23 protein-coding genes are annotated in these 22,028 nt (G+C 61.5%); 16 read left to right on the forward strand and 7 right to left on the reverse strand.

Going from position 1 to position 22,028, the window contains the following annotated elements; translation table 11 throughout:
- Positions 1–16: 16 nt before the first annotated feature.
- Genes CQ019_RS09260 through CQ019_RS09275 form a run of 4 tightly spaced genes read left to right on the forward strand, consistent with a single transcriptional unit; the run spans position 17 to position 5,040 of the window.
- Entirely contained in the window at positions 17–964 is a 948-nt protein-coding gene (locus tag CQ019_RS09260) for an ABC transporter permease (protein WP_105569540.1), read from the forward strand.
- On the forward strand, positions 964–1,815 hold the full coding sequence (locus CQ019_RS09265) for an ABC transporter permease (RefSeq protein WP_105552724.1): 852 nt from the start codon (positions 964–966) through the stop codon (positions 1,813–1,815). Before CQ019_RS09260 ends, CQ019_RS09265 begins: the two co-directional genes overlap by 1 nt.
- A 2-nt stretch (positions 1,816–1,817) precedes the next feature.
- Positions 1,818–3,596: an ABC transporter ATP-binding protein gene (locus CQ019_RS09270; RefSeq protein ID WP_105552725.1), complete on the forward strand. Its 1,779-nt coding sequence runs from the start codon at positions 1,818–1,820 to the stop codon at positions 3,594–3,596.
- A gap of 28 nt (positions 3,597–3,624) precedes the next feature.
- Positions 3,625–5,040, forward strand: a complete 1,416-nt coding sequence (locus CQ019_RS09275; protein ID WP_105569541.1) for an amidase — start codon at positions 3,625–3,627, stop codon at positions 5,038–5,040.
- Positions 5,041–5,076: 36 nt separating this feature from the next.
- Here CQ019_RS09275 and CQ019_RS09280 read toward each other — a convergent pair whose 3' ends face one another.
- Genes CQ019_RS09280 through CQ019_RS09290 form a run of 3 tightly spaced genes read right to left on the reverse strand, consistent with a single transcriptional unit; the run spans position 5,077 to position 8,157 of the window.
- Positions 5,077–5,853: a FadR/GntR family transcriptional regulator gene (locus tag CQ019_RS09280; protein ID WP_105569542.1), complete on the reverse strand. Its 777-nt coding sequence runs from the start codon at positions 5,851–5,853 to the stop codon at positions 5,077–5,079.
- Between the two features lie 56 nt (positions 5,854–5,909).
- Positions 5,910–6,680, reverse strand: coding sequence for an SDR family NAD(P)-dependent oxidoreductase (locus CQ019_RS09285; RefSeq protein ID WP_105552728.1), 771 nt, complete (start codon positions 6,678–6,680; stop codon positions 5,910–5,912).
- Between the two features lie 28 nt (positions 6,681–6,708).
- Positions 6,709–8,157 (reverse strand): aldehyde dehydrogenase family protein, encoded by a 1,449-nt coding sequence (locus tag CQ019_RS09290; RefSeq protein WP_105569543.1) that lies wholly within the window; start codon positions 8,155–8,157, stop codon positions 6,709–6,711.
- Between the two features lie 235 nt (positions 8,158–8,392).
- Between CQ019_RS09290 and CQ019_RS09295 the strand changes: the two genes are divergently transcribed.
- The 3 genes from CQ019_RS09295 to CQ019_RS09305 all read left to right on the forward strand — a co-directional run bounded on the left by CQ019_RS09295 (position 8,393) and on the right by CQ019_RS09305 (position 11,128).
- Positions 8,393–9,031: a GntR family transcriptional regulator gene (locus CQ019_RS09295; protein ID WP_105569544.1), complete on the forward strand. Its 639-nt coding sequence runs from the start codon at positions 8,393–8,395 to the stop codon at positions 9,029–9,031.
- A complete protein-coding gene (locus tag CQ019_RS09300; RefSeq protein ID WP_105569545.1) occupies positions 9,028–10,140 on the forward strand; it encodes a 3-isopropylmalate dehydrogenase in 1,113 nt (370 codons plus the stop codon). The genes CQ019_RS09295 and CQ019_RS09300 overlap by 4 nt, the downstream gene beginning before the upstream one ends.
- A 154-nt stretch (positions 10,141–10,294) precedes the next feature.
- Complete coding sequence (locus tag CQ019_RS09305) at positions 10,295–11,128, forward strand: SGNH/GDSL hydrolase family protein (protein WP_105569546.1); 834 nt, start codon at positions 10,295–10,297, stop codon at positions 11,126–11,128.
- Between the two features lie 74 nt (positions 11,129–11,202).
- On the opposite strand, the gene CQ019_RS09310 is transcribed toward CQ019_RS09305, so the two are convergent.
- On the reverse strand, positions 11,203–11,625 hold the full coding sequence (locus CQ019_RS09310; protein ID WP_105552733.1) for a VOC family protein: 423 nt from the start codon (positions 11,623–11,625) through the stop codon (positions 11,203–11,205).
- A 209-nt stretch (positions 11,626–11,834) separates the two neighbouring features.
- Positions 11,835–12,257 (reverse strand): acyl-CoA thioesterase, encoded by a 423-nt coding sequence (locus CQ019_RS09315; RefSeq protein WP_105552734.1) that lies wholly within the window; start codon positions 12,255–12,257, stop codon positions 11,835–11,837.
- A gap of 241 nt (positions 12,258–12,498) precedes the next feature.
- Between CQ019_RS09315 and glsA the strand changes: the two genes are divergently transcribed.
- The 7 genes from glsA (at position 12,499) to CQ019_RS09350 (ending at position 17,983) form a co-directional block, all read left to right on the forward strand.
- On the forward strand, positions 12,499–13,527 hold the full coding sequence (gene glsA / locus CQ019_RS09320; protein ID WP_105569547.1) for a glutaminase A: 1,029 nt from the start codon (positions 12,499–12,501) through the stop codon (positions 13,525–13,527).
- A 338-nt stretch (positions 13,528–13,865) separates the two neighbouring features.
- A complete protein-coding gene (locus CQ019_RS09325; RefSeq protein WP_105569548.1) occupies positions 13,866–14,420 on the forward strand; it encodes an alternate-type signal peptide domain-containing protein in 555 nt (184 codons plus the stop codon).
- 25 nt (positions 14,421–14,445) lie between these two features.
- The gene (locus CQ019_RS09330) at positions 14,446–15,033 is read left to right on the forward strand and encodes a SipW-dependent-type signal peptide-containing protein (protein ID WP_105569549.1); all 588 of its coding nucleotides are present in this window, start codon (positions 14,446–14,448) and stop codon (positions 15,031–15,033) included.
- Positions 15,030–15,599 (forward strand): signal peptidase I, encoded by a 570-nt coding sequence (locus CQ019_RS09335; RefSeq protein WP_181150368.1) that lies wholly within the window; start codon positions 15,030–15,032, stop codon positions 15,597–15,599. Before CQ019_RS09330 ends, CQ019_RS09335 begins: the two co-directional genes overlap by 4 nt.
- A complete protein-coding gene (locus CQ019_RS18485) occupies positions 15,596–16,273 on the forward strand; it encodes a hypothetical protein (RefSeq protein WP_105569551.1) in 678 nt (225 codons plus the stop codon). The genes CQ019_RS09335 and CQ019_RS18485 overlap by 4 nt, the downstream gene beginning before the upstream one ends.
- Positions 16,270–16,845, forward strand: coding sequence for a hypothetical protein (locus CQ019_RS09345; protein WP_105569552.1), 576 nt, complete (start codon positions 16,270–16,272; stop codon positions 16,843–16,845). Before CQ019_RS18485 ends, CQ019_RS09345 begins: the two co-directional genes overlap by 4 nt.
- 1 nt (position 16,846) lies before the next feature.
- Positions 16,847–17,983 carry a signal peptidase I gene (locus CQ019_RS09350; protein WP_105649685.1) on the forward strand — a complete coding sequence of 379 codons (1,137 nt, stop codon included), beginning with the start codon at positions 16,847–16,849 and terminating at the stop codon, positions 17,981–17,983.
- A gap of 34 nt (positions 17,984–18,017) precedes the next feature.
- Here CQ019_RS09350 and CQ019_RS09355 read toward each other — a convergent pair whose 3' ends face one another.
- Positions 18,018–18,623, reverse strand: coding sequence for a TetR/AcrR family transcriptional regulator C-terminal domain-containing protein (locus tag CQ019_RS09355; protein ID WP_105569554.1), 606 nt, complete (start codon positions 18,621–18,623; stop codon positions 18,018–18,020).
- 144 nt (positions 18,624–18,767) lie between these two features.
- On the opposite strand from CQ019_RS09355, the gene CQ019_RS09360 reads away from it, so the two are divergent.
- Positions 18,768–19,745: a nitrilase-related carbon-nitrogen hydrolase gene (locus tag CQ019_RS09360; protein WP_105569555.1), complete on the forward strand. Its 978-nt coding sequence runs from the start codon at positions 18,768–18,770 to the stop codon at positions 19,743–19,745.
- Positions 19,746–19,752: 7 nt separating this feature from the next.
- On the forward strand, positions 19,753–20,772 hold the full coding sequence (locus tag CQ019_RS09365; RefSeq protein ID WP_181148406.1) for an agmatine deiminase family protein: 1,020 nt from the start codon (positions 19,753–19,755) through the stop codon (positions 20,770–20,772).
- On the opposite strand, the gene CQ019_RS09370 is transcribed toward CQ019_RS09365, so the two are convergent.
- Complete coding sequence (locus tag CQ019_RS09370) at positions 20,769–21,944, reverse strand: FAD-dependent oxidoreductase (RefSeq protein ID WP_105569557.1); 1,176 nt, start codon at positions 21,942–21,944, stop codon at positions 20,769–20,771. The two genes, CQ019_RS09365 and CQ019_RS09370, sit on opposite strands and share 4 nt — an antisense overlap.
- Positions 21,945–22,028: the final 84 nt, after the last annotated feature.

Genomic DNA, 22,028 nt, shown 5'->3' on the forward strand with positions numbered 1-22,028 from the left:
GCAGAGAGGAACGCACTTGGGTATCCGATTACTGACTAACCTCGTGAGATTTGCTGTCACCTACGTGATTGCGACTGTCGCGGTGTTCTTCTTCATGCGCGCAATTCCCGGGGACCCGGCGCAGATCGCCTTGGGCGTGAACGCCAGCCCGGAACTGCTGGCCAAGACGCGAGCCGAGTTCGGCACCGACCGTCCGCTGATTGTGCAGTACTTCGACTGGGCGCTCGGGTTGCCGGCGGGGAACTTCGGCACCTCCTACGTCACCCGGCAGGATATCAGCCCGCTGATCATCGACCGGGTCCAGGTGAGCCTGATCCTCGTGGTGCTGGCGATGCTTGTCGCGCTGCTGATCGCCGTGCCTTTCGGCACCTATGCAGCGGTCAAGCACCGCAACCCCAGCGGCATCATCATCAGCGGGGTCAGCCAGCTTGGCGTCGCGATTCCCAACTTCCTTGCGGGCATCTTGCTGGTGGTCGTCTTCGCCGTCGGGCTCGGCTGGCTGCCGGCCAACGGCTGGACGCCGCCGGGCGAGGACTTCGGCGATTTCCTGGCCCGCGTGTTCTTGCCCGTGCTCGCCCTGGCCTCGGTGCAGGGCGCGATCCTGACCCGCTACGTCCGCTCGGCGGTGATGGAGGTGATGAGCGAAGACTACCTGCGCACCGCACGGTCCAAGGGGCTGGGCAAGCTTGAATCACTGGTCAAGCATGGCTTGCGCAATGCCTCCATCCCGGTGCTGACGGTGACCAGCGTGCAGCTGGCGGCGCTGATCATCGGCGCCGTGGTGATCGAACGGGTCTTTGTCATCCCCGGTTTGGGATCGATGCTGCTGGACGCGGTAGGCAACCGCGACCTGCTCACGGTCCAGTCGGTGGTGATGGTGCTGGTGGCCATCACGCTGATCATCAACCTGGTGGTGGACGTGCTCTACACGATCCTGGATCCCCGCATTCGAAAGGGAGCGTAATGGCTGCCGAACAAGTACTAGTCGAGAAAACCCGCCGCAAGCTTTCGCTCACGCTCATCGTGGGCGGATCATTGGTGGCAGTTGTGGTGCTCGCCGCCCTCGTCTCATTCTTTTGGACCCCTTACAACCCGGTCCAGGCATTTCCCGCGGACCGCTTGCAAGGTTCCAGCGCCGCGCACCTGATGGGCACCGACCGCTACGGCCGGGACGTGTTCTCCGGGGTGCTCTACGGGGCGCGCATCACCTTGCTGGTCGGGCTGGTGGCCGTTGGCATCGCGCTGGTCATCGGCACGCCCTTGGGAATCCTCGCCGGAATGCGCGGCGGGATCACCGAAGAGGTCACCATGCGCGGCGCGGATATCCTGCTGGCCTTCCCCGCCCTGCTGGTGGCCATCATGTTCGGTGCGGTCTTCGGCGCCAGCACGCTCACCGCGATGCTCGCCATCGGCATCGGCTCGATCCCCGGGTTCGCCCGCGTGGCCCGCAGCGGAACCCTGCAGGTGATGAGCACCGAATACATCATGGCCGCCAAGGCCTCCAGCCAGAGCGGCTGGAGAATTGCCCGGCGCCACGTGATGCCCAATATCGTGGGCATGGTGGTGGTGCAGTGCTCGGTTTCCTTCGCCATCGCGGTGCTTGCCGAGGCGGCCCTGTCATTCCTTGGCTTGGGCACCCCGCCACCGGTTCCCTCCTGGGGGCGCATGCTGCAAGAATCCCAGCAGTTCCTTGGCACCTTCCCGATGCTGGCCGTCTGGCCAGGTGCCGCGATCGCCGTCGCGGTGCTCGGATTCACCCTGCTCGGCGACGGGCTACGCGACCGCTTTGACCCGAAACTGAACGGAGAGCGCTGATCATGGCGAAGCATGCAGAGGCCGCCACATTGCTGGAGGTCAAAAACCTGTCCATCGGCACCAAGACGCGCACCCTGGTCAGCGACTTCAACCTGAGCATGGCGCCCGGAGACCGGGTGGGCCTGATCGGGGAGTCCGGCTCGGGCAAGTCCATAACCACCTCGGCGCTGATGGGATTGCTCCCCGAAGGGGTCACCGCGCAAGGCTCAATTCAGCTCGCGGGCTATGGAGGAAACCTCGTCGAGGCCAGCGATCGGGAATTGCAGAAGATCCGCGGCAAGGACATGGCCATGGTCTTCCAGGAGCCGTTGACCGCGTTGAATCCGCTGATGAAGGTCGGCCCGCAGGTCGCCGAGATCATGAGCAGCCACAAGACCGTGCCCTCAAAGGCCGCGGCCCGCGCGCGGGCGGTGCAGATGCTGGAATCGGTGAAGCTCCCGGACCCGGAACGTGCGGCACGCTCCTACCCGCATCAGCTCTCCGGCGGCCAGCGGCAACGCGCCATGCTGGCGATGGCGCTGGCCAACAACCCGGGCCTGCTGCTCTGCGACGAACCGACCACCGCCCTGGACGTCACCGTGCAACGCCAGGTGCTCGACCTGATCCTGGAATCGGTGACCGAGCGCGGCACCGGGCTGCTGTTCATAACCCACGACCTGTCGGTGGTGGCCAACGTCTGCGACCGGGTCCTGGTCATGAACAACGGACGGGTGGTGGAGGAAGGAAGCACCGAAGAGGTCTTCAGCAATCCGCAGCACCCGTACACCCGGGGACTTCTTGCCGCCTCCGATCTGGACGCCACCGACGCCCAGGGGCGCCTGTTCACCGTGGCCTCGGCCGCGGCATATGTGCCACCGAGCGTGCGGGAGGAGCCGGCCCCGGCGGAACGGGTCCCAGAAGAGCCGGTGGCGGCCCCTCCGGAGCCGGCCACCGTCGGCGAGGCGGAGCCAGCCGCGCAGGGGGAGCCTTCCGAAAACCCGGTGATCAGTGTCGCGGACCTGCATCGGATCTACCCGGTGAGCCGTTCCACCCTCTTCGGCAAGCCCTCCGAGGTACACGCCCTGCGCGGGGTGTCCTTCGAGGTGGCCGCCGGACAGCGCTTCGGGGTGGTGGGCGAATCGGGTTCGGGCAAGTCGACGCTGCTTCGCATTCTGGCGGGCCTTGACCAGCCTTCCTCCGGCAGCGTGCAGGTCGCGGGAAACCAGGTCTCCGGAGCGAAGGAACGCGATCTGCTGCAATTGCGCCAGCAGCTGCAGATCGTCTTCCAAGACCCCATGGGATCCCTGGACCCGCGGATGCGGGTCCGCGACATCATCGCCGAGCCGCTGCTCGCCCCGGGGCAAAAGGTGGACAGCGCCAAGCTGCGCAAACAGGTGGCCGAAATGCTCGGAGCCGTGGGGCTGCCGGCCGACGCGGCCGAACGCTTCCCGCACCAATTCTCCGGCGGGCAGCGCCAGCGCATTTCGATTGCCCGCGCGCTGATCTGCGAACCGCGGGTGCTCGTGGCCGACGAACCGGTGAGCGCCCTTGACGTCTCGGTTCGGGCGCAGGTGCTGAACCTGCTCTCCGACCTGGTGGATGACTACCAACTCACCTTGGTCTTCGTCTCCCACGATTTGGGGGTGGTGCGTTATATCTGCGACAACGTGGTGGTGATGAATGAGGGGCAGATTGTCGAAAGCGGCACCACCGAACAAATCTATGAGAACCCGCAGCACGAGTACACCCGGACACTGGTGAACTCCTCGATGTCCCTCCAAAACGAACTGGCACTGCGCTAGAAGCACTTGCGCATTTTGAAAGGTCCAGATGTCTCAGCTATCCAAACGCACCACAGCGCTGCACCAGCTCTCCGCCCGCGAGCTCGGCCAGAGGTATGCGGCCAAAGAGCTCTCCCCGGTCGACGTCGCCGAGGCGGTGATCACCCGGATCCAGGAACGCGAACCGGTGCTGAACGCCATGTATCAGTTCGATCCGGAAGACATTCGCCGCCAAGCCCGGATGAGTGAAAAACGTTGGGCAACCGGGCAGCAACGCGGTGCCCTGGATGGGGTGCCAGCCACGGTGAAGGAAAACGTGGCCCGCGCGGGAATTCCCATGCCCTCGGGGACCGCGCTGGCCAATCCGAAGGTTCCCAGCGCCAACGCACCGATCACCGACCGGATTCTCGAAGCCGGATCGGTGATCCTCGGATCCACCACGATGCCGGACTGGGGCATGCTCTCCTCGGGCGTCTCGAGCCTGCACGGCATTTCGCGCAGCGCCTGGAATCCGGCGTGGACCACCGGCGGCTCCAGCGCCGGGGCCGGGTCGGCGGCCGCGGCAGGGTACGGTCCGCTCCATGTGGGAACGGACATTGGCGGTTCGATTCGGCTGCCCGGCGGCTGGCAGGGGCTGGCCACGCTCAAGCCGAGCGCCGGGCTGATTCCGCTGGATGCCCCGTATATCGGACGCGCCGCGGGACCTATGGGGCGCACGGTGGATGACATCGCGGCGTTCATGTCCATTCTCGGCCAGCCAGACATCCGCGATTATTCCGCGCGCCCCTATGCGCCCATGGACTTCGAAAACCCGCGGGACAACGTGCGGGGTTTGAAGGTCGGGCTGCATACCGTGGCCAATGCCGGAGCCGAGGTCGATCCCGAGGTGCTTGCCGCCGTGCAAGCGGTCGCGGAGACCTTCGCGGAAGCCGGGGCCAACGTGCAGCGGCTGGATCCGTTTATCGATCAAGGCATGCTGGACCGGCTCGACAAGTTCTGGCGCACCCGTTCCTGGGCCGACTACCGGGAGCTTTCCGAAGCAGACCAGGCGAAAGTCCTGGACTACATCGTGCGTTGGTGCGCCGGCGGCGCCGGATTTGATGGTGCGGACACCATCCGGAACTTCGGCGCGATCGACCAGATGCAACGGGCCACGATCGCCGCGACCGCAGGCTTCGATCTGGTGATCTCCCCGGTCTCGCCGATGGCCGCCTTCCCCGCCGAGCAGCCGATGCCGGTGGTGGACCCGGATGCGACCATGAGCCACATCGCCTTCACCGTTCCGTACAACATGTCGGGCCAACCTGCTGCCACGGTCAATTGCGGGTTCACCGCCAACGGGCGGCCCATTGGGGTGCAGCTCTCCGCCCGGGTCGGCGCCGATGCCGATCTGCTGCGCGCGGCACGCTGGTATGAGGCGCATCGCCAGGCGCAGGCAACACCGAATTGGCTGGCCCTGGACTAGGCCCACCGGGCACGGTCGAGCCTGCCCTTTGGGGGATCAGGGCTCGGCCGGGCTGCCGAAGGAGGCCAAGGCGGCCAATGCTTCGCGCTCCTCGGCGCCCAGCAGATGCCCGTAGTATTCGAATAGGCTGCTGCGCGCCAGATGCTCCGCCAGATGTGCATCCTTTTGCTCGATGGCCGCAAACACCTCGGCGTGATGATCGATGGTGCGCAGCATCAGTGCATGGTCATCCGAGCTTTGCTCGATGCGCGAGGCGATGAGCTGTTCAATTGATTGGCGCACGGCTTCGCCGGAGATCTGCAACAAGGCATGGCCACTGGCCTTGGCGACGACATCATGGAAATCGAGGTCAGCTTCGCTGAAGGCCATTTGGCCCTGCAGGCGCGCGGCCCGCATGCGCGCCATCGCCTTTTCCAGCTGCAAGAGATCGGCATCCGTGCGCCTCGTCGCGGCGAGCGAGTTCGCCGAGGACTCCAGGGTCATGCGGTAGATGAGCAGATCGGCAAGGCTGGAGGCGGAAGTATGGGTGAGCCGGGTGATCATTTTGCGCAGCGGCGTGGCCGTAGGGGAAAGCACCACCGCTCCGCGCGGATCACCCGGGCGGGAGGCGATCATGCCGCTGCTTTCAAGCACCCGCATCGCTTCGCGCACCGAGGACCGGCTGATCTGGAAACGGGTCACCAGTTCGCGCTCGCCGGGCAGGTGGTCGCCGATTTTCAGCTCCCCGGCGAGCACCTGATTCTCGATATGGCTGACAATCGCCTCGAAGGCGCGGGTCTTCGCCGCGGCCGGAGCTTCGGGTGTCTGCGGCAACTTAAAATCCTTTCCCTCAGGGTTCTCGCTGCACCCCCCCCCAGCTGGTGTGCAGGCTAATTTGGCGGGGTGAAGCGTCCGTCGATTGCGGTCCAGCCGCCGTCGACCGTCAGCACCGAGCCGGTGACAAAACTTGAGGCCGCCGAGGCCAGGTATACGATGGCCCCGGCCATTTCTTCGGGTTTGGCCCAGCGTCCCAGTGCGCTCTTCTCGGAATAGGCGTTGTACCACTGTTCGTTCGCCTTGATCTGGCTGGTCAGCGGGGTCTCCACAACGCCGGGGGCAATGACGTTAACGCGGACTGACTGGCCGCCGAACTCGGCCGCGGCGGTGCGCACCAGCTGGACCAGCGCCGCCTTGGTGGCCGCGTAGACGCTCTGCCCGGGCTCGACGACCGTGGCGCGGATGGAGGCGATGCCGATAATCGACCCGCCGCCGTTGGCCGCCATCCGCGGGGCGAAGGCCTGGAGCAGTGCGAAGGAGGCGCGCAGGTTCAGATTCACCACGCGATCGAATTCCTCCATGGAGTAGTCCACGATGCGCTTGCGAACGTTGGTGGCCGCGGTGAAAACCAGCGCGCTGATGTCGCTGTATTCGGCGGCTGCCGCCCGTACGGCCTGGAAATCCAGGACATCGAGTTCCAGCACGGAAGCGTTCGCGCCGAGTTCGCCGGCGGTGACCTGGACCGCTGCCAGGTCGCGATCGGCGCAGATGACCGCGGCGCCATGGGCGCCGAGGGCCAGCGCGGCCTCGCGGCCAATGCCGCTGCCTGCGCCAATCACCAGGACGCGGCGGCCGGAAAACTGAAACAACTGCGTGTAATCCATCGATGAATCTTTCTCTGAGGACTGCTAGTTACGGCCTGATCATGGCCATGCGGGTCACGGTGAATTCTTCGATGGCGAAGCGCGGTCCCTCGCGGCCTATGCCCGAATCCTTGACCCCGCCATAGGGCATGATGTCGGAACGGAAGCCCGGAATTTCGTTGACTACCACCCCGCCGACTTCCAGCTCATCGATGGCCCGGAACGCGGTTTTCAGGCAGGTGCTGTAGATCGCCGCCTGCAGGCCATAGCGCGAATCATTGACCAGTTCGAAGGCGGTGTCCAGATCCGGGACACTGCGCAGGCAGATCACCGGCCCGAAAATTTCCTCGCACCACAGCTGCGCATCGGTGGGCACTCCGCTCATCACCGTGGGCCGGATGGCCCCGTCGCGCACCTCGCCGCCGCTCAGCACCTGCGCGCCGCGTTCGACGGCGGCGGTGATCCAAGCCATGATGCGCTGGGTGGAGGCTTCATTGATCACCGGCGCCACGCGGGTGTCGGCCGAGCGGGGGTCGCCCACGATGACCTCGGAGATGCGGGCGAGCAGCTGCCGTTCAAATTCCTTGGCGATTTTCTGATCGAGGAGCACCCGCTGCACCGAGATGCAGGCCTGCCCATTGGCATAGAACCCACCGCGAAGCACCGCGTCCACCGCGTCCGGGATCACCGCGTCGGCGGCCACGATGAAGCCGGTGTTGGATCCCAGCTCGAGCACCGCCTTGCGTGGTGCCGCGTTTTTCGCGATCTGGTGGCCTACCGCGGCGGAGCCGGTGAAGGAGACGACGGCCGAGCGCGGGTCGTCGACGAGTAGCTCCCCGACCTCGATCCCGCCGGTGACTAGCTGCACCGCCGCGGCGCTGACCCGATGCTCGGCAAGCGCCTCGCGGATCAGGTGGACCGCCCACAGTGTGGCCAAAGGGGTGTTGGGGGCGGGCTTGAGAATGATGGGGCAGCCGGCGGCGAGGGCCGGAGCCAGCTTGTGGCTTGCCAGCAGCAGCGGGTAGTTGAATCCGGCGATGCCAATGACAATTCCTGCCGGCTTGCGGGTCCAGTAGCCGATCATTCCCGCACCGGATGGCTGAAGGTCCAGCGGGACCGTTTCGCCATGGGCGTGGGCGACCTCTTCGGCCGCCGCGGCCCAGGTAGTCAGGGTTCTTGCGACCTCAACGCGGCAGTCGACCAGCGGCTTGCCGGTTTCCAGCACCAGCAGGTTTTCCAGCTCTTCGCGATGGGCGGCGAGTTTCTCGTGGACCGCAAGCAGAATTGCCCGTCGGGTTCCGGTGCTCAGCCGCGCGATTTCCTTGGCGACTGCCTGCGCCGCATCGAGCGCTTGGCTCGCATGCTCGGTGGTGCCGACCGGAGCCTGGGCAACGATCGATGAATCGTAGGGGAAGACGACTGGTGCGGAGCTTTCGCACGGAACCCACGCGTCACCAATGGGCAAGCCATCCGGGAAGGCCTTTGAATAAGTGGACACCGTTCCTGCTTTCGCGTCGTCGACTATCAGAAGCTCTACTGGTCTGACCAGTAGATGACCAAAGCTAATCAGTGATCTAGCTCGCAGTCAATGGATTTCGCCTAAATGGCACCAACTATTGCGAAAACTCCTAAATTCATTGACATGTGGTGATGCACCGGGAACAGTGATTCTCACCAAATAACTTCTGGATACCAACAATCGCGGGCAACCGCCGGAGCACGAGGCGGTGACGATGACTTCCGAATGGCGGAGCAATGTCTCCCTGGCCCGGGAAACCGCGGGAGTAATCAGCGAACGCGTATTCTCCGGGCGCTACCATCCCGGACAGGTTCTTGCGCAGAGCAAGCTGTCCCAAGAGCTCGGCTTGAGCCGCACCCCCTTGCGGGAAGCCTTGAGCCTGCTTGAGCGAGAGGGAATCATCTGCATCGACGCGGGCGGCCGCGCGACGGTCCGGAGCATGGCCGGAAGCCAACTCCGCGAGGCGCTGGTCTTTCGCGAAGTGCTCGAATCCGCGGCGTGCAAAATGGTGTGCGGCCAACTGCCCGAAACGGTGCTGGATGATCTTCAGCGGTTGATCCAGCAGGCCCGCACCGGTGATCAACGCCCGATGTCCAGATTCCACCTGGCGCTTCTCGACGCTTCGGACAACAGCCACCTGCAATGTTTTTCAGGCTTGGTGCGGATGACCGAAGAAGTCATCCTTCCCGGCCTCGGACGGCACGGGCAGGCATTTGAAAATTCGCTAACCGACTTAGCGAAGCTTGTCCTCGCCCTACGCGAAGGTGCTAGCGGCAGGGCTCTGCAGCACCTCTCCGAGTACTTCCAAAAGCAACTAGCTCTCCTGGACAATCCTGAAAGGCATTCCCCGTGAAAACTTATAACATTGCAGCAATTCCCGGAGACGGCATCGGCCCCGAGGTCATGGACGGGTCGCTGAAAGTACTGGCCGCGGCCCAGCAGGCGTTTGGGTTTGCGCTTCAGCTGACCAAATATGAGGCGGGGGCACAGCATTACCTGCAGACCGGAGAATTATGGGGCACCGAACTTGCCGAACAACTTCGCGGTCACGAGGCAATCCTTTTCGGCGCCATGGGCGACCCCGCGGTGGAACCCGGAATCCTCGAGCGCGGCTTCATCTTGGCGATGCGCCAGGAATTCGAGCAAGCCGTGAACCTGCGTCCGGTAAAGCTCTATCCGGGTGTGGCAACGCCCATCGCCGGGCTGACTCCCGAACGCTGCGATCTGGTGATCGTCCGGGAAAACACCGAGGGCGCCTATGTGGGCCAGGGGTCCACCATTCACGCAAACACCGAGCACACCGTGGCGGTGCAAGAATCGGTTAATACCCGTGCGGGCATCACACGAGTGGTCGAATACTCATTCAAATTAGCCGCCAGCCGGCGCGGAAAACTCACCCTGTGCCATAAGAAAAACATCCTCATCGAAGCCGGCAAGCTATGGCAGGAAGTGGTCACGCAGGTCGGGGCACGCTACCCGCAGGTCGAAGTGGACTATGTCCATGTAGACGCCATGTGCTTCCACCTGCCGGTAGCCCCGGAACGATTCGACGTGGTGGTCACCGATAACCTGTTCGGCGATATCATCACCGACTTGGGTGCGGTGATCCAGGGCGGACTCGGTGTGGCAGCCAGCGCGAACCTGAACCTCGACGGATCGGCCCCGAGCATGTTCGAAGCCATCCACGGTTCGGCCCCAGACATCGCTGGCAAGGGGTGGGCTAATCCCGTCGGCGCCGTTTTGTCCGCGGCCATGCTGCTGGCGCATCTGGGCGAAACTCAAGCGGCACTGGCCGTCGAATCCGCCGCGGTGCACGTACTCGGCGAACTCCCGGTGCTCGCCGGCCCGGATATGGGAATGGATACCACAGGGATCGCCGAGGCGATTGCGCTTCAGGTTTCGCAGGAGTTCGAGAAGGTGGGCGGCCACTCGGTGATGAACAGCCTGGCCGAGGTGCGCTGAGCGAGAATTGCGGACTCTCGCTGATCGTCAACCCGGGGCAGGCCTGCCTGGCGACTCGCGCGCACCAAGGCGAGCCCGAACGACATGTGGCGGTAAGGCTTCGTTTGCCGCTAGGTCATTGGCTGGTCAATTGCCGACGGTAGCGTAGCCAGTCATGAGTCGGCTATTTGTAGCAATCGGGGATTCGTTCACCGAGGGTGTGGGGGACTGGGAACCTCGCCTGCCCAATGGGGTGCGTGGCTGGGCGGATCGAGTGGCTAAGCAGCTCTCCAAAGAAGATCCCGGGTGGCGCTACGCCAACCTTGCTATCCGCAGCCGCCGGCTGGATCGAATCATCGAAGAGCAGATCGAACCGGCCCTTGCCATGAACCCGGATGTCATCAGCTTTTATGCCGGCGGAAATGACATTCTGGAGTTTCGCAAGGATCTGGATGCGGTGCTGGCAAATTACACTGCCGCGGTAGAGCGGCTGGCAACCTCCGGGGCCCAAATTTTGCTGTTTACCGGCTTCGACATCCCGGTGCACCCAATGCTTGCTCCGTTTAAGCGGCGCAACTGGAAATTCAACGATCGTGTCCGGGAGCTAGCACTTCAGCACGGTGACACGGTCACGTTGGTGGACTACTGGGAATGGGAGGTCTACAGGGATCGGCGCATGTGGGACGTCGACAAGCTGCATATGAATCGGGCCGGGCATCGCTACATGGCCATCAGGGTTTTAGAGATCCTGGGGGCCAACCATCAGCTTGCATTCGAAGACTTCGGCGACATCGAGCGGGTATCTCCGGTGCAGGCGGTGCGTCGCGACGTGGAGTGGCTGCGCCAGTGGGTCCTGCCGATGTTCGGACGCAGAATTCGCGGGGTGACCTTGGGAGATGAGCTCGAACCGAGATGGCAGCAGCCGATACGTCCGGCGGACGGCATGAAGAAGCTATACCGCAAGGGGCTGCAGAAAAAGGCCAGGCGGCACGCCAAAACGCCGGATTAGCCAGATAAGCAAGCAGGGGTCCCGCCGCCGCCCCAACGGACCAGCGGCAGAACCCCTGCTTGCTGATTGTTGAACTAGCCGCCAGGATTCTCCATGGCTTCTGGGCTCATCCATGCGATTTCCCAGACGTGGCCGTCGGGATCTTTCACGGCCGCTTGGTACATTCCCGGGAACGGCTCGTCAGCCGCGCGGTAGATGCTCCCGCCGCCGGTCTGGGCATTGACTACGAACTCGTCCACGCCCTCCCGGGTGTCAGCCGAGATGGCGTTGAGCGTCTCGCGGTGCGGTGCGCCCAGTGCGGGCACATCTCCATCGACCAGGAAGCTGGCAAAGAATTCCTGGACCAGCACCATCACGGTGATGTTATCGCTGATCATCCAGGAGGAAGCGTTCTCGTCAGAGAAGACCGGGTTCTTCTCGAACCCCAACGAAGCGTAGAAAGTGTCCGCCTTGGCTAGGTCAGCGGTGGGTAAATTGACGAAGATCATCCGGCTCATACTCAATACCTCGTTCGGTTGGGGGAAAGGCGCTTAATGCGCCCGGCACTTACTTTGCCCTACCAAGTCACGCGGAACAAGAGGTAATGTATGCAAATTTTCGGGACGCAAATTGAGCCTTGATGCGAAACGGCCCCGATCCTCGTCACGAGGATCGGGGCCGTTTCCACACCGCCAACCGGGTAATGGCTGAAGGCATCCGCTGGAAGTTAGATAAGAGCCTTGGTGATTTCCAGGGGAATACGGTCACGGGTGTAGGTGATGTGGTCATAGCCGTGTGGTTCTGGCTTGCCGTCTTCGCCGATGTTCACGAACACAATCTTCTCGATGGTCAGGATGGATTCCTGGGTGAAGATGTTGCGTACCTCGGCACGCAGCGTGACCGAGGTGCGACCGAAGTCGATGGCGGTCAGGCCCATCTCAATGAGGTCGCCTTCCTTGGCGGAAGCGATGAAGTTGATTTCGGACATGAATTTGGTGACCACGTGCTTGTTGCCAAGCTGGATGATCGAGTAGATGGCCGCCTCTTCGTCGATCCAACGCAGCAAGCTTCCGCCGAACAGCGTGCCATTTGCATTGAGGTCTTCGGGGCGAACCCATTTGCGCGTATGAAAAGTAATACCCTTAGCCATACTGAAAATGCTAGGTCAGAATGGGAGTTAACGCTGTAAGGCCGTGCACATTGTCACCGAAAACACACTTTGCTCCACGGTAGGAGCCGCAGCAGCACCACCGCGGAATCGATCAGCTGGCATCGTTGAAGCTGCGCGGCCAGTCGCACTCCGAATTGAAAGATGCCAGCTGAGGTCGCTGTTGGTAGTCTCAAAACAGGTAGTAGGAAACTAATGGCGCCATAGGCAAAGGCAGGTGAAGATGAACTATCCTTCGGAGGGGAATAACGAAACTATTCCTACCGACTTTGACGACGTCGAACAGCAGGTATCCACTGGTGCCCTAGAGCATCAACGCATCGACGAGCTTCTCAAAGAGGCCCATGAACGCTATGCCGATGCGGATGACGGTCTGCTGGCCCACTACATCCCAATCCTCGGCCAAGCTGATCCGAACCTGTTTGGCATTGCCATGTCCCACGTTCGCGGATCCGTGCATGAAGTTGGCGACTGCCGGCATCTCTTTTCCATCCAGTCAATCTCCAAGATGTTCGTCTACGCTTTGGTCGTGCAGGAGCATGGGCGCGAACTCGTGCGCGAGCGCATCGGGGTGAACAACACCGGGATGTCCTTCAACTCGGTGATGGCCGTTGAGCTGAATAATGGGCACCCGATGAATCCGATGGTGAACGCCGGAGCGATTGCCACCACTGAAATGATTCCCGGCAAGACCGCAGCGAAGAAGTGGGAGAACGTCAGGGAAGGGCTCTCGGCATTCGCCGGCCGCGCGCTGTCCCTGGATGACGAGGTCTACCACTCCGAGTCGCTGGCCAACGAACGAAACAAGGCTTTGGGCCGTTTGCTCAAGAGCTACGGGCGTCTCGAGGGGGACCCGTTGGATGCCGTGGATACATATACCAAGCAGTGTTCGCTGAATGTCACCGCCTACGACCTTGCCGTCATGGGCGCGACGCTGGCCGACGGCGGGGTTAACCCGGTGACCGGAAAACAGGTAGTTGATGCGGATGTCTGCCGTGACACCTTGGCCGCTGTGGCGTCGAACGGCCTCTACGAGCGTTCGGGCGAATGGCTCTTTGAAATCGGCATACCAGCCAAATCCGGAGTTTCCGGAGGCATCGTGGCTGTAGCGCCCGGCAAAGGCGCCATTGGCGCCTTTTCGCCACCCTTGGATATGGCTGGCAACTCGGTTCGGGCACAGCTGGCCATTGGGCAGCTTTCGCGCGCCATGGGGTTGAACCTATTTGCGTCGGCTCCGAATCTAGAACGCTGACTTTAATTATTCGATGCGATGGCAACTCGATAAGGAGTTGTCTACTTGGCCAATAATTTATAGCCGGTTGGGTTAAATCAGCCAGGCAAACGGTGGCATGTGGAGTTTGGCTTTGAAATTTACTATCTCGATACCCTCTAAATGCTCTACTCAGCACCGAATAACACGAGAACATTTGTTCGTGATTCAGATGGCGGGAGAAAACCCCGCGAGAAATCCTCGAGCTCGTCCGAAGCCAAGAAGTCTTCGCGCTAAAAGCAAGTTGAATTTGCTCCTAAATACGCTTTACTGAAGGTAGGTGCCATCGCAGGCACTCCTACTTTGAGGATGCGGAGCATATGAAGAAAGTAACCAAGGCGACTGTAGCGGCCGTTGCCGCGGGTGCCCTGTTGCTCGGCGGCGCCGGTACGGTGGCCCGTTGGCAATCACAGCAGACGGTAGACGCGGGCGTGGTTGAGACCGGCCATCTGAACCTGACTCTGGGCGCCGACGGCGTTTGGCAAGATGTCAGCAACGCGGCAGCGCCGGAGCCCTTCGATCCTGCAACGCAGCAGCTTGTGCCTGGCGATACGGTGACCTATAGCCAGACCGTCGCAATTGACGCCGAGGGCAAGAATATTGCCGGTGTCTTGAGCATTGCCGAAGCCGAGACCGTGTTGGGCGCGCTGGAGGGCTTTGTGACCGTGGGGCTTGAAGTTGACGCCTCGGCCACTGGCATCACGGAAGAACCTGACGGCACGCTGAGTTTTGCCGAGCCAGGTACCTACAACGTTCCGGTGTTGATTACCGTTGTCTTTGCTGAAGGCGCCGTAGGCGACACGCCGCCGTCAACCTATGACCAGCCTCTTGACTTGGGCGACCTGACCTTGACTTTGGACCAAGTCCGCTCCTAGGTAACGAACGCGGGATAGCCCCTATATGCCCAAGCCTCTGAAGTTTGCGTTGATAGCGGCCGTGCTTTTGGTGCTCGGACTCGGCGCCCAAGGTACGGTCGCTTCGTGGCGCGCAGAAAGCAGTGTGGATCCCGGAACGCTGCAGACCGGATCCTTGCAGTTGCTTGCCGGTGATGGGGTAAACGGTATGCAGCATTACCAGTTCTCGCAGCTCAGCAGCGGCAACCTTGTCCCGGGGCAATTCACGCAGGCGCCACTGGTGATCAGCAATGGCGGCACCAGCGATCTGGGCTATCGGCTGGACGGAGCGGTCAACGCGGCAACTTCACCCACTGCCGCTGATATTGCCTTGTCCGAAGCAAGCCAGTTGCGCATTCATGCCGGTATGCCTGCCTCCGCTTGCGAAGCTGGGCAGCCGCTCTCTGGCGAGCAACTTTATGCAGGTTCGCTAGGGGATGCTGCGGAGTTTGCAGCGCCCAGACCGTTGCCGGCCGAAAGCGCTGGGGGCGAAGAAACCCTATGCGTGCGAGTCTCGCTTCCTGCTGGCGCGTCCCAGACAGCAGCCGGCGGGAAGCTGGAACTCAGGCTGGGCTTTGTCGGGCAGCAGCGATGACCGTGCAAACACGAGCGGAGCTCAGAAAAGAACGTGAAAAGACTGGCCTGTTTTGGTGGAGCGGACAACTTGCCTCTTGGTTTGCCCTCTTCGTTGTGCTGGCTTTGATCGCCGTCATGATCGTAATCCCAAAACTTGGCGGTGCCACAGCCTATACCGTGCTGACAGGTTCCATGCGGCCAGAGTTCCCTCCTGGGTCGTTAATCGTAGTGCGGCCTGCAGATACGGAAGAGATCCGGATTGGCGATGTGGTGACCTACCAGCTGAAGTCCGGAGAGCCTGAGGTGGTGACCCACCGGATCGCCGCCGTTAGCTCGTCCTTGTCGGGGGAAATTCAATTCACGTTGCGCGGGGATGCAAACAACACCGATGACGATCCGGTAAGGCCAGAGCAGATCAGGGGCAAGCTCTGGTACTCGATGCCATTGCTCGGTTTCATCAATTCGGCCATTTCCGGCCAGCAGCGCACTTGGCTGACCTGGGCTGCCGCAGGGGGCCTGCTGGCCTACTCGATGATCATGTTCGCCGGAGCTTGGCGCGAGAATCAACGAAAGGAACGGACATGACTATTCGTCTTCACCCGGTCCTTTTGAAGGCCTCGGCCGCAGCGCTCATTGCATGTCTGAGTGCCGCTCCCGTCCATGCTCGGAGTGATCAAGATAGTGCCGGTGGCTTGAGCTATAGCAGTGATGGCAGGAATTTTTCACAGGCCCCACCGCCGCTGTTCGGCGGGGAGCCGGTTCTGGTGCCAGGCGATGAAGTCATTGGCGCACTGTGGATTCGCAACGACCGCGGCCTGGAGATAGAAGTTAGCGTGCAACCCAAGGATCCAGCAGCTCACACGCAAATCTATTTCGAGACAATCGGCTTGTCGCGCTTCCGGCTGGAACCGGAGGAATCGGTCAAAGTGGGACTGCGCATGGGGATGCCGGGGTCCGCGACGAACGGGTCGCAAGATCAGGAAGAGCGTTCACTGCAGGTGCAGATCAACGCGGTCGAAATCGGCATAGGCAAGACACCGGAGCCCGAACCGTCGCAACCACCACGCGAAACCGACGCGCCCCCAGAAGCTCCTCCCGAAAAGAATACTCCGGATCAGCGCGATCAACTTAGCGATACGGGATTCAGCGGAGGGGTAATAGCATTGGGAATCGGTGCATTGGCGGCTGGCTGTGCGGCCGTCATTCTCTCGTGGAGACAGAAACGAACTGAAGCAATAAGGGATGATGGCAAACGATGAGCACCCGATCCATGCGTATCAAGGCGATCCTGTCCATGGGAATTCTCGTGGGATTTGGCGCGGTCTCCACGTTGGCTGCGTGGACCGGCACCGCCACCGCGACCTCCAATATCAGTTCCGCTACTGTCGCCCTTGGAGTCGGCGCAACGGCAGGTGCAGCGAACGCAACTACCTATCAGATGCCTATTACCGGCAGTAATTTGTATCCGGGCACCAGCGCGGCATCCACGGTGGTTGTGAAAAATACGGGAACCATATCGGCTCCGTACACGGTTCAGGGAAAGATCACCGAATCAGGTGCTTCCACCCTGGGTGCGGGGCTGAACATCTCCGTCAAGATTGGCGCAACGATCAGCGGCAGCGGCACCAACGTCACGTGTTCAGGTGGAACGACCATAATCTCCAAGAGCGCCGGTGCGCAGTTCATCGGCTCATCGACTCCGCGCACTTTAGAATCTGGTGCCTCAGAGTCGCTTTGCATCCAATATGCTTTGCCGACAACAGCTGCCAACTCCCTGCAGGGCGCAACGACAAGCATTGGCCTGACCTTCACCTCAACGGTTGGTTCCTAGCATGGGGAATCATAAGTCCAAAAGGAATCGGGGCACGGGCCTCTCAGCATTCCAGCGGATCGTATTGAACGTAGGGGCGGCACTGGGTTCCCTATGCCTGATCATGACGGTCGCAACCATGATTTTTGGTCTAAAGCCCTTGATTTTTGCTTCCGGCTCCATGGAGCCGTCGATTCCGACGGGTTCCTTAGGGATCGCAGTGCCCACTGCTATCCACGAGATCAACCAGGACGAAATTGTCTCGGTGATAAATAGCGAAAATCAACGCATAACGCATCGGGTCGTCGAGAACTCAGATGCCGGTCTGGTGCTCAAGGGAGATTCCAACCCCATCCCAGATCTCGAAATGTACCACGCGAGCACCGTCGATAAGCTTCTTCTCAGCATTCCTGTATTGGGCTATGCCGTTTCTTGGCTCAGCCAGCCTTGGGCATTTTTCCTCGGGGGACTGCTCTGTGCCTATCTGCTCTACATAGCCTTCGTTAGAAGCACCAACGATCGTGGAAGTGATCCTGGCAATACGAGTGAAGCAAGAAAGAACGCGTCCGAGATGCATGCCTCGGTCGAAGACGCAACCGGGTCGGCTCACAGATGGTCGAAACGCAAATCGATACGTGGGATCGCGGGCCTTGGTGCTCTTCTGCTCGTCAGCACGCTGATTGTCGGCACACCGAAGATCGAAATGACTCAGGCCGCCTTCGCGGGCAATGCGACGTCTACGTCATCGCCCGTTGCCGCCAGCGTGCCAGCGATCCCCGGCGCCCTGACCTGCACGACGGTTGGCGGCGTGCTGGGTGCCGCTACCAGTGCTGACGTGTCCTGGCCCGCGCCGGCTATGCCTGGTGGTGCTAAATATGCGGTTCGGGTGCAGTTCAACTCCGGTGAGGTTCGTTTTCTAAACGTCAACGCTGGCACTACTTCGGTGAGGTTCAGCGCCGGGCTGAGTCTGCTCGGAGCAATCCTCGGCACTGCCCAGACATTTGAAGTCAAGGTGCTCGTCGTGACAACAACTGATGGAGCTGCGGTCACCGAAATGGGCAGCAACATCGGATGGTCCTCGCCGGTGGCTACGGCGCCGAAAACGACAATTCGATACCGGCCGGGAATTTTGCTGATCAACGATTTCTCGTGCGCGTAGTCCGCCCAAACGCCACCCATGGGAAATCGGCGAACTACACGAACTTTCGCTCAAACCCGGATAGCACGATTTCCAATCCGGCAGAGAAGGCCTTCGCCGGCCTGCCTTCTACATTCAAGCCGGCGTCCAAGGCGTCGCTAAATGCAGTAGATGCTTCGCTGCTCACTAGCCAGACTTCCTTGGGCGCGGCGGCATCCAACGCGGAGCCCAAGACAAACGAATCAATGATGGTGATCGCTTGCAGGCGTTCCTTGGGTGCAAATCCAGCCATGGCAAACGCTTCAGCCAGCGCTTCATAGACTCGCAGCGTCGTTTGGTCGCGGACCGTGTGGCTGGTGAAGAGCGGAATCAATTTTGGGTGCTTGGCGTAGGAGGCCCAATACTCCGTGGCGATCTGCCGAACTGCCTCCTGCCAATCAACCCGGTCCAGATCGGGTAGTTGAATTTCGGACATCGCGCGCCCGCGCATCAGCTCAATGATCCCGGCCTTGCCATCTACGTGGTTGTAGAGCGAAGATGCAGTCACCGAGAGTGCTTTGGCCAGATGCGGCAGGGTGAACTCACCATGTGCGTCGACAAGCTTGAGCGCGGCGTCGGCAATCGCAATTGCGCTGAGCTTTGGTTTCGACGGCCTAGCCATGCGGGCTTCCTTTGCTTCGAGACTCTTTGACTAGAGCATACACAGATTAAACGAAAATCATTCGTTAAACTCCTTGATTTTGGATATGACTTAGGTCTAACCTGAAAACGAATAGCATTCGTTAAACATCCTGAGGTGACCCAAATGCAAGAAGTCCTCGCCCTGAATCCACCGGTCTCTCCGGCGCGTGCCGGAGAAAAAGTGCGTGGCGACATCACCGTTGCCCTAGTGCAGCACCGCTGGCATGAAGACCGCCAAGCCCTGGAAGCGGAGCTTGAAGATGGGATCCGGCGAGCGGCGAGCCATGGCGCACAAATCGTATTCCTGCCGGAACTGACGCTGAGCAAATACCCGGCTTTCAAAGTCCCGGATACGGCTGCCGCCGATGCGTCTGCCGAAGAGCTGCTGACCGGTCCAACTTTTACCTTCGCCGCGCAGATGGCCACCAAGCACCAGATCAACGTGCATATCTCCTTGTACCGCAAGGCGCCATCGCACGATGGCCTGGGGTTGAACACCGCGATTGTCGTGTCGCCGGAGGGCGAACTGGTGGCGACCACGAATAAGCTGCATATTCCGCGTACCGCCGGATACTACGAGGATAAATACTTCCGCGAAGGCCCCAACGAGGAGCCCTATCCGGTGCACCGCATCCCGGGCCTGAAAGATCTGGCCATGGGACTGCCCACTTGCTGGGATGAGTGGTTCAGCGAACCACCGCGCATCTACTCGTTAGCCGGGGCCGACCTGCTGGCCTATCCTACGGCCATCGGGTCTGAACCGGATCACCCGGATTTTGATACCGAACCGCTGTGGCGCCAAACCATTCTCGGCAATGGCATTGCCAACGGTCTTTTCATGGTCGTCCCTAACCGCTGGGGCGACGAAGGAGCGCTGACCTTCTACGGTTCCTCCTTCATCTCCGACCCGTATGGCCGGATTCTGGTCCGCGCCCCGCGCGATGAATCAGCGGTGCTGGTCGCGAGCCTGGACCTGGATGCCCGCCGGGACTGGCTGACGCTCTTCCCATTCCTGCGCACACGCCGCCCGGAAACCTACGCAGCCCTGACCGAAGCGCGCGTTGAGAGCGGACTCGGGGAAGAAGAGCAGACTCGTGCCTAACTACTTCATGCCCGCCGAAACTGCAGCCCATGAGCGGATCTTCATGGCTTTTCCAAGCGGAGGATACACCTTGGGGCAGAGCGAGGCGGAGGCGGAAGCCGCTCGTACGGCATGGTCCAACGTGGCCCGCGCGGTTGCCCGGTTTACCCCGGTGACGATGATCGTTGATCCAGGCGCACTTGCCGATGCCGGCCGCCATCTCGGGGAATCCGTGGACTTCTCGGTACGCGCGTTGGATGATGCCTGGATGCGCGACATCGGTCCAACCTTCGTACGTGATGCCGCGGGTGAACTTTTTGCGGTGAACTGGAATTTCAACGGTTGGGGCGCCCAGGCATGGGCAAACTGGGGAAAGGACAGCAAGATCGCGAGCGAAGTTGCCGCCTTGACCGAAACCAAGGTGCTGCGAGCGCTGATCACCAATGAAGGCGGCGGCATTCATGTGGATGGGGAGGGCACCGTTTTGGCTACCCGCAGCGTCCAGCTGGACCCGGGACGCAACCCGGGGGCAACGGAAGCCGATATTGAAGTGGAATTTTCCCGGCTACTCGGTGCCACGCAGACCATCTGGCTAGAGCGCGGGTTGACCCGTGACAACGAAGAATTCGGAACCCGTGGACACGTAGATATCGTGGCATGTTTCGCCGCGCCCGGAGTGGTGCTCTTCCACGACCAGCAGAACCGTGAGCACCCAGATTTTGCGGTCTCCCAGCAGGTGCGCCAGCAGCTTGAGTCTGCAGTTGACGCCAAGGGACGCAAGCTCACGCTCATTGCGGTGCCGGCCCCGACGGTGCTCACGGATACCGAGGGATGGGTTGATTACTCCTACATCAACCATCTGGTCACCAACGCCGGAGTCATCGCCTGCACCTTTGGCGATCCGATGGATGCCCAGGCCCTGCAAGTATTGGCGGAGGCCTATCCTGGGCGGGAAGTGGTGGGAGTCGATGCCCGGGAGCTCTTTGCGCGCGGTGGCGGAATCCACTGCATCACTCAACAGCTGCCGGGGGCTAAACGCAAGGGTTAGTCCAGTCCGACCTGATGGCGCCGCTCCAGAAATACGGGGCGCGTGATTTTGCGGTTTGCGGCGAAAGTCGGCTCGGTGCTGCAGGCTCCGGTGGCCAGATCGGCCAGATGCTCGCCGATGGCGGGCACAAACTTAAACCCATGTCCGCTAAATCCGGCGCCCACGGTGATCGGTCCGAAGCGATCCAAAATGAAGTCCTCGTCCTCGGTATTGGAGTAGGTGCAGGAGACCGTCTCAAAACGTTCGGGGTCCACACCAGGTAGCCAGCGTGCGGCATATGCCTGCAACGCCCGAATTTGTTCGTCCACGAGTTCATGCGGACGGGCATCCGGGTCAACTATGCGGCCCGAGCCGTGCCAGCCGACCTTGATTCCCTCGCCGGGGGTGTGCATTCCATAAATCGGACCGTAGACCGGGGAGCCGGTATCGCGGGCGGGGTCCAGCGAGTGGTTGAACCCGGGCCACCGTACCGGAAGCGGGGTTTGCGTGAAATGAACCGGGTGCTCTTCGGTGACATGGATCCGTGGAAGGCTGATTGCTTCCCCAAGGAGCGACCGGGTCCATGCCCCGGCGGTCACGATGACATGGCGTGCGCGCAGGGTTGAGCTCCCCGCAGGGTCCTCCAGCTGGATGCTGACAAGTTCCTCGGAGATCACTTGCAGGGACGACACACGCCGAGTGTGGTGAATCGTGGCCCCGGAGTTCAACGCCAGACGTTGCAGTGTCGAAACGGCAAGATCGGCATTAATCTGACCACCTGCGGGAATATACAGAGCTTCGGTCTCAAATTTCATCCCGGCAAAACGTTCTTCGGCTTCGGCAATGCTCAGCGTCACGCAGTCGAATCCGGCCGCGCCAAGACTGCGCTGGATCTGGCGTTGCCCGGCTGGATCGCCGTGGTTCACCAACCCGGTGCGGTTTAGCAGCTCGGTGCCACCGGCCTGGGCAATCTCATCCCACAGGTGGTTCGCGCGTTGCAGCAACCGCACGTAGGGAGTTTCCGCGTAGGCCGGATTGAAGTTGCGGGTCGCCCCATGCGAGGCACCGTGCAGATGGCCCGGCGCGTACTGCTCGAGCAAGAGCACTTCGCGGCCGCGTGCAGCTAATGAGTGGGCGGCGGCCGAGCCCATCGCTCCGCCGCCAATGATCAGGTAGTCAACGTCGATACTCACTAGACAAGCGTAGAACGAGGCAGCGCGGAATTCGTATTCTGCGGTCGTGCTCGGGTGCACTAACGTAAAGCAATAGGGCGCGAC

Source organism: Arthrobacter sp. MYb229 (genome assembly GCF_002975405.1).
Lineage (GTDB): Bacteria > Actinomycetota > Actinomycetes > Actinomycetales > Micrococcaceae > Glutamicibacter.

Coding starts and splice junctions, on each gene's coding strand:
- CQ019_RS09265 (WP_105552724.1), top strand. CDS start 964: ATGGCTGCCGAACAAGTACTAGTCGAGAAAACCCGCCGCAAGCTTTCG.
- CQ019_RS09270 (WP_105552725.1), top strand. CDS start 1,818: ATGGCGAAGCATGCAGAGGCCGCCACATTGCTGGAGGTCAAAAACCTG.
- CQ019_RS09275 (WP_105569541.1), top strand. CDS start 3,625: ATGTCTCAGCTATCCAAACGCACCACAGCGCTGCACCAGCTCTCCGCC.
- CQ019_RS09285 (WP_105552728.1), bottom strand. CDS start 6,680: ATGGATTACACGCAGTTGTTTCAGTTTTCCGGCCGCCGCGTCCTGGTG.
- CQ019_RS09295 (WP_105569544.1), top strand. CDS start 8,393: ATGACTTCCGAATGGCGGAGCAATGTCTCCCTGGCCCGGGAAACCGCG.
- CQ019_RS09305 (WP_105569546.1), top strand. CDS start 10,295: ATGAGTCGGCTATTTGTAGCAATCGGGGATTCGTTCACCGAGGGTGTG.
- CQ019_RS09310 (WP_105552733.1), bottom strand. CDS start 11,625: ATGAGCCGGATGATCTTCGTCAATTTACCCACCGCTGACCTAGCCAAG.
- CQ019_RS09315 (WP_105552734.1), bottom strand. CDS start 12,257: ATGGCTAAGGGTATTACTTTTCATACGCGCAAATGGGTTCGCCCCGAA.
- glsA (WP_105569547.1), top strand. CDS start 12,499: ATGAACTATCCTTCGGAGGGGAATAACGAAACTATTCCTACCGACTTT.
- CQ019_RS09325 (WP_105569548.1), top strand. CDS start 13,866: ATGAAGAAAGTAACCAAGGCGACTGTAGCGGCCGTTGCCGCGGGTGCC.
- CQ019_RS09330 (WP_105569549.1), top strand. CDS start 14,446: ATGCCCAAGCCTCTGAAGTTTGCGTTGATAGCGGCCGTGCTTTTGGTG.
- CQ019_RS09335 (WP_181150368.1), top strand. CDS start 15,030: ATGACCGTGCAAACACGAGCGGAGCTCAGAAAAGAACGTGAAAAGACT.
- CQ019_RS18485 (WP_105569551.1), top strand. CDS start 15,596: ATGACTATTCGTCTTCACCCGGTCCTTTTGAAGGCCTCGGCCGCAGCG.
- CQ019_RS09345 (WP_105569552.1), top strand. CDS start 16,270: ATGAGCACCCGATCCATGCGTATCAAGGCGATCCTGTCCATGGGAATT.
- CQ019_RS09350 (WP_105649685.1), top strand. CDS start 16,847: ATGGGGAATCATAAGTCCAAAAGGAATCGGGGCACGGGCCTCTCAGCA.
- CQ019_RS09355 (WP_105569554.1), bottom strand. CDS start 18,623: ATGGCTAGGCCGTCGAAACCAAAGCTCAGCGCAATTGCGATTGCCGAC.
- CQ019_RS09360 (WP_105569555.1), top strand. CDS start 18,768: ATGCAAGAAGTCCTCGCCCTGAATCCACCGGTCTCTCCGGCGCGTGCC.
- CQ019_RS09365 (WP_181148406.1), top strand. CDS start 19,753: ATGCCCGCCGAAACTGCAGCCCATGAGCGGATCTTCATGGCTTTTCCA.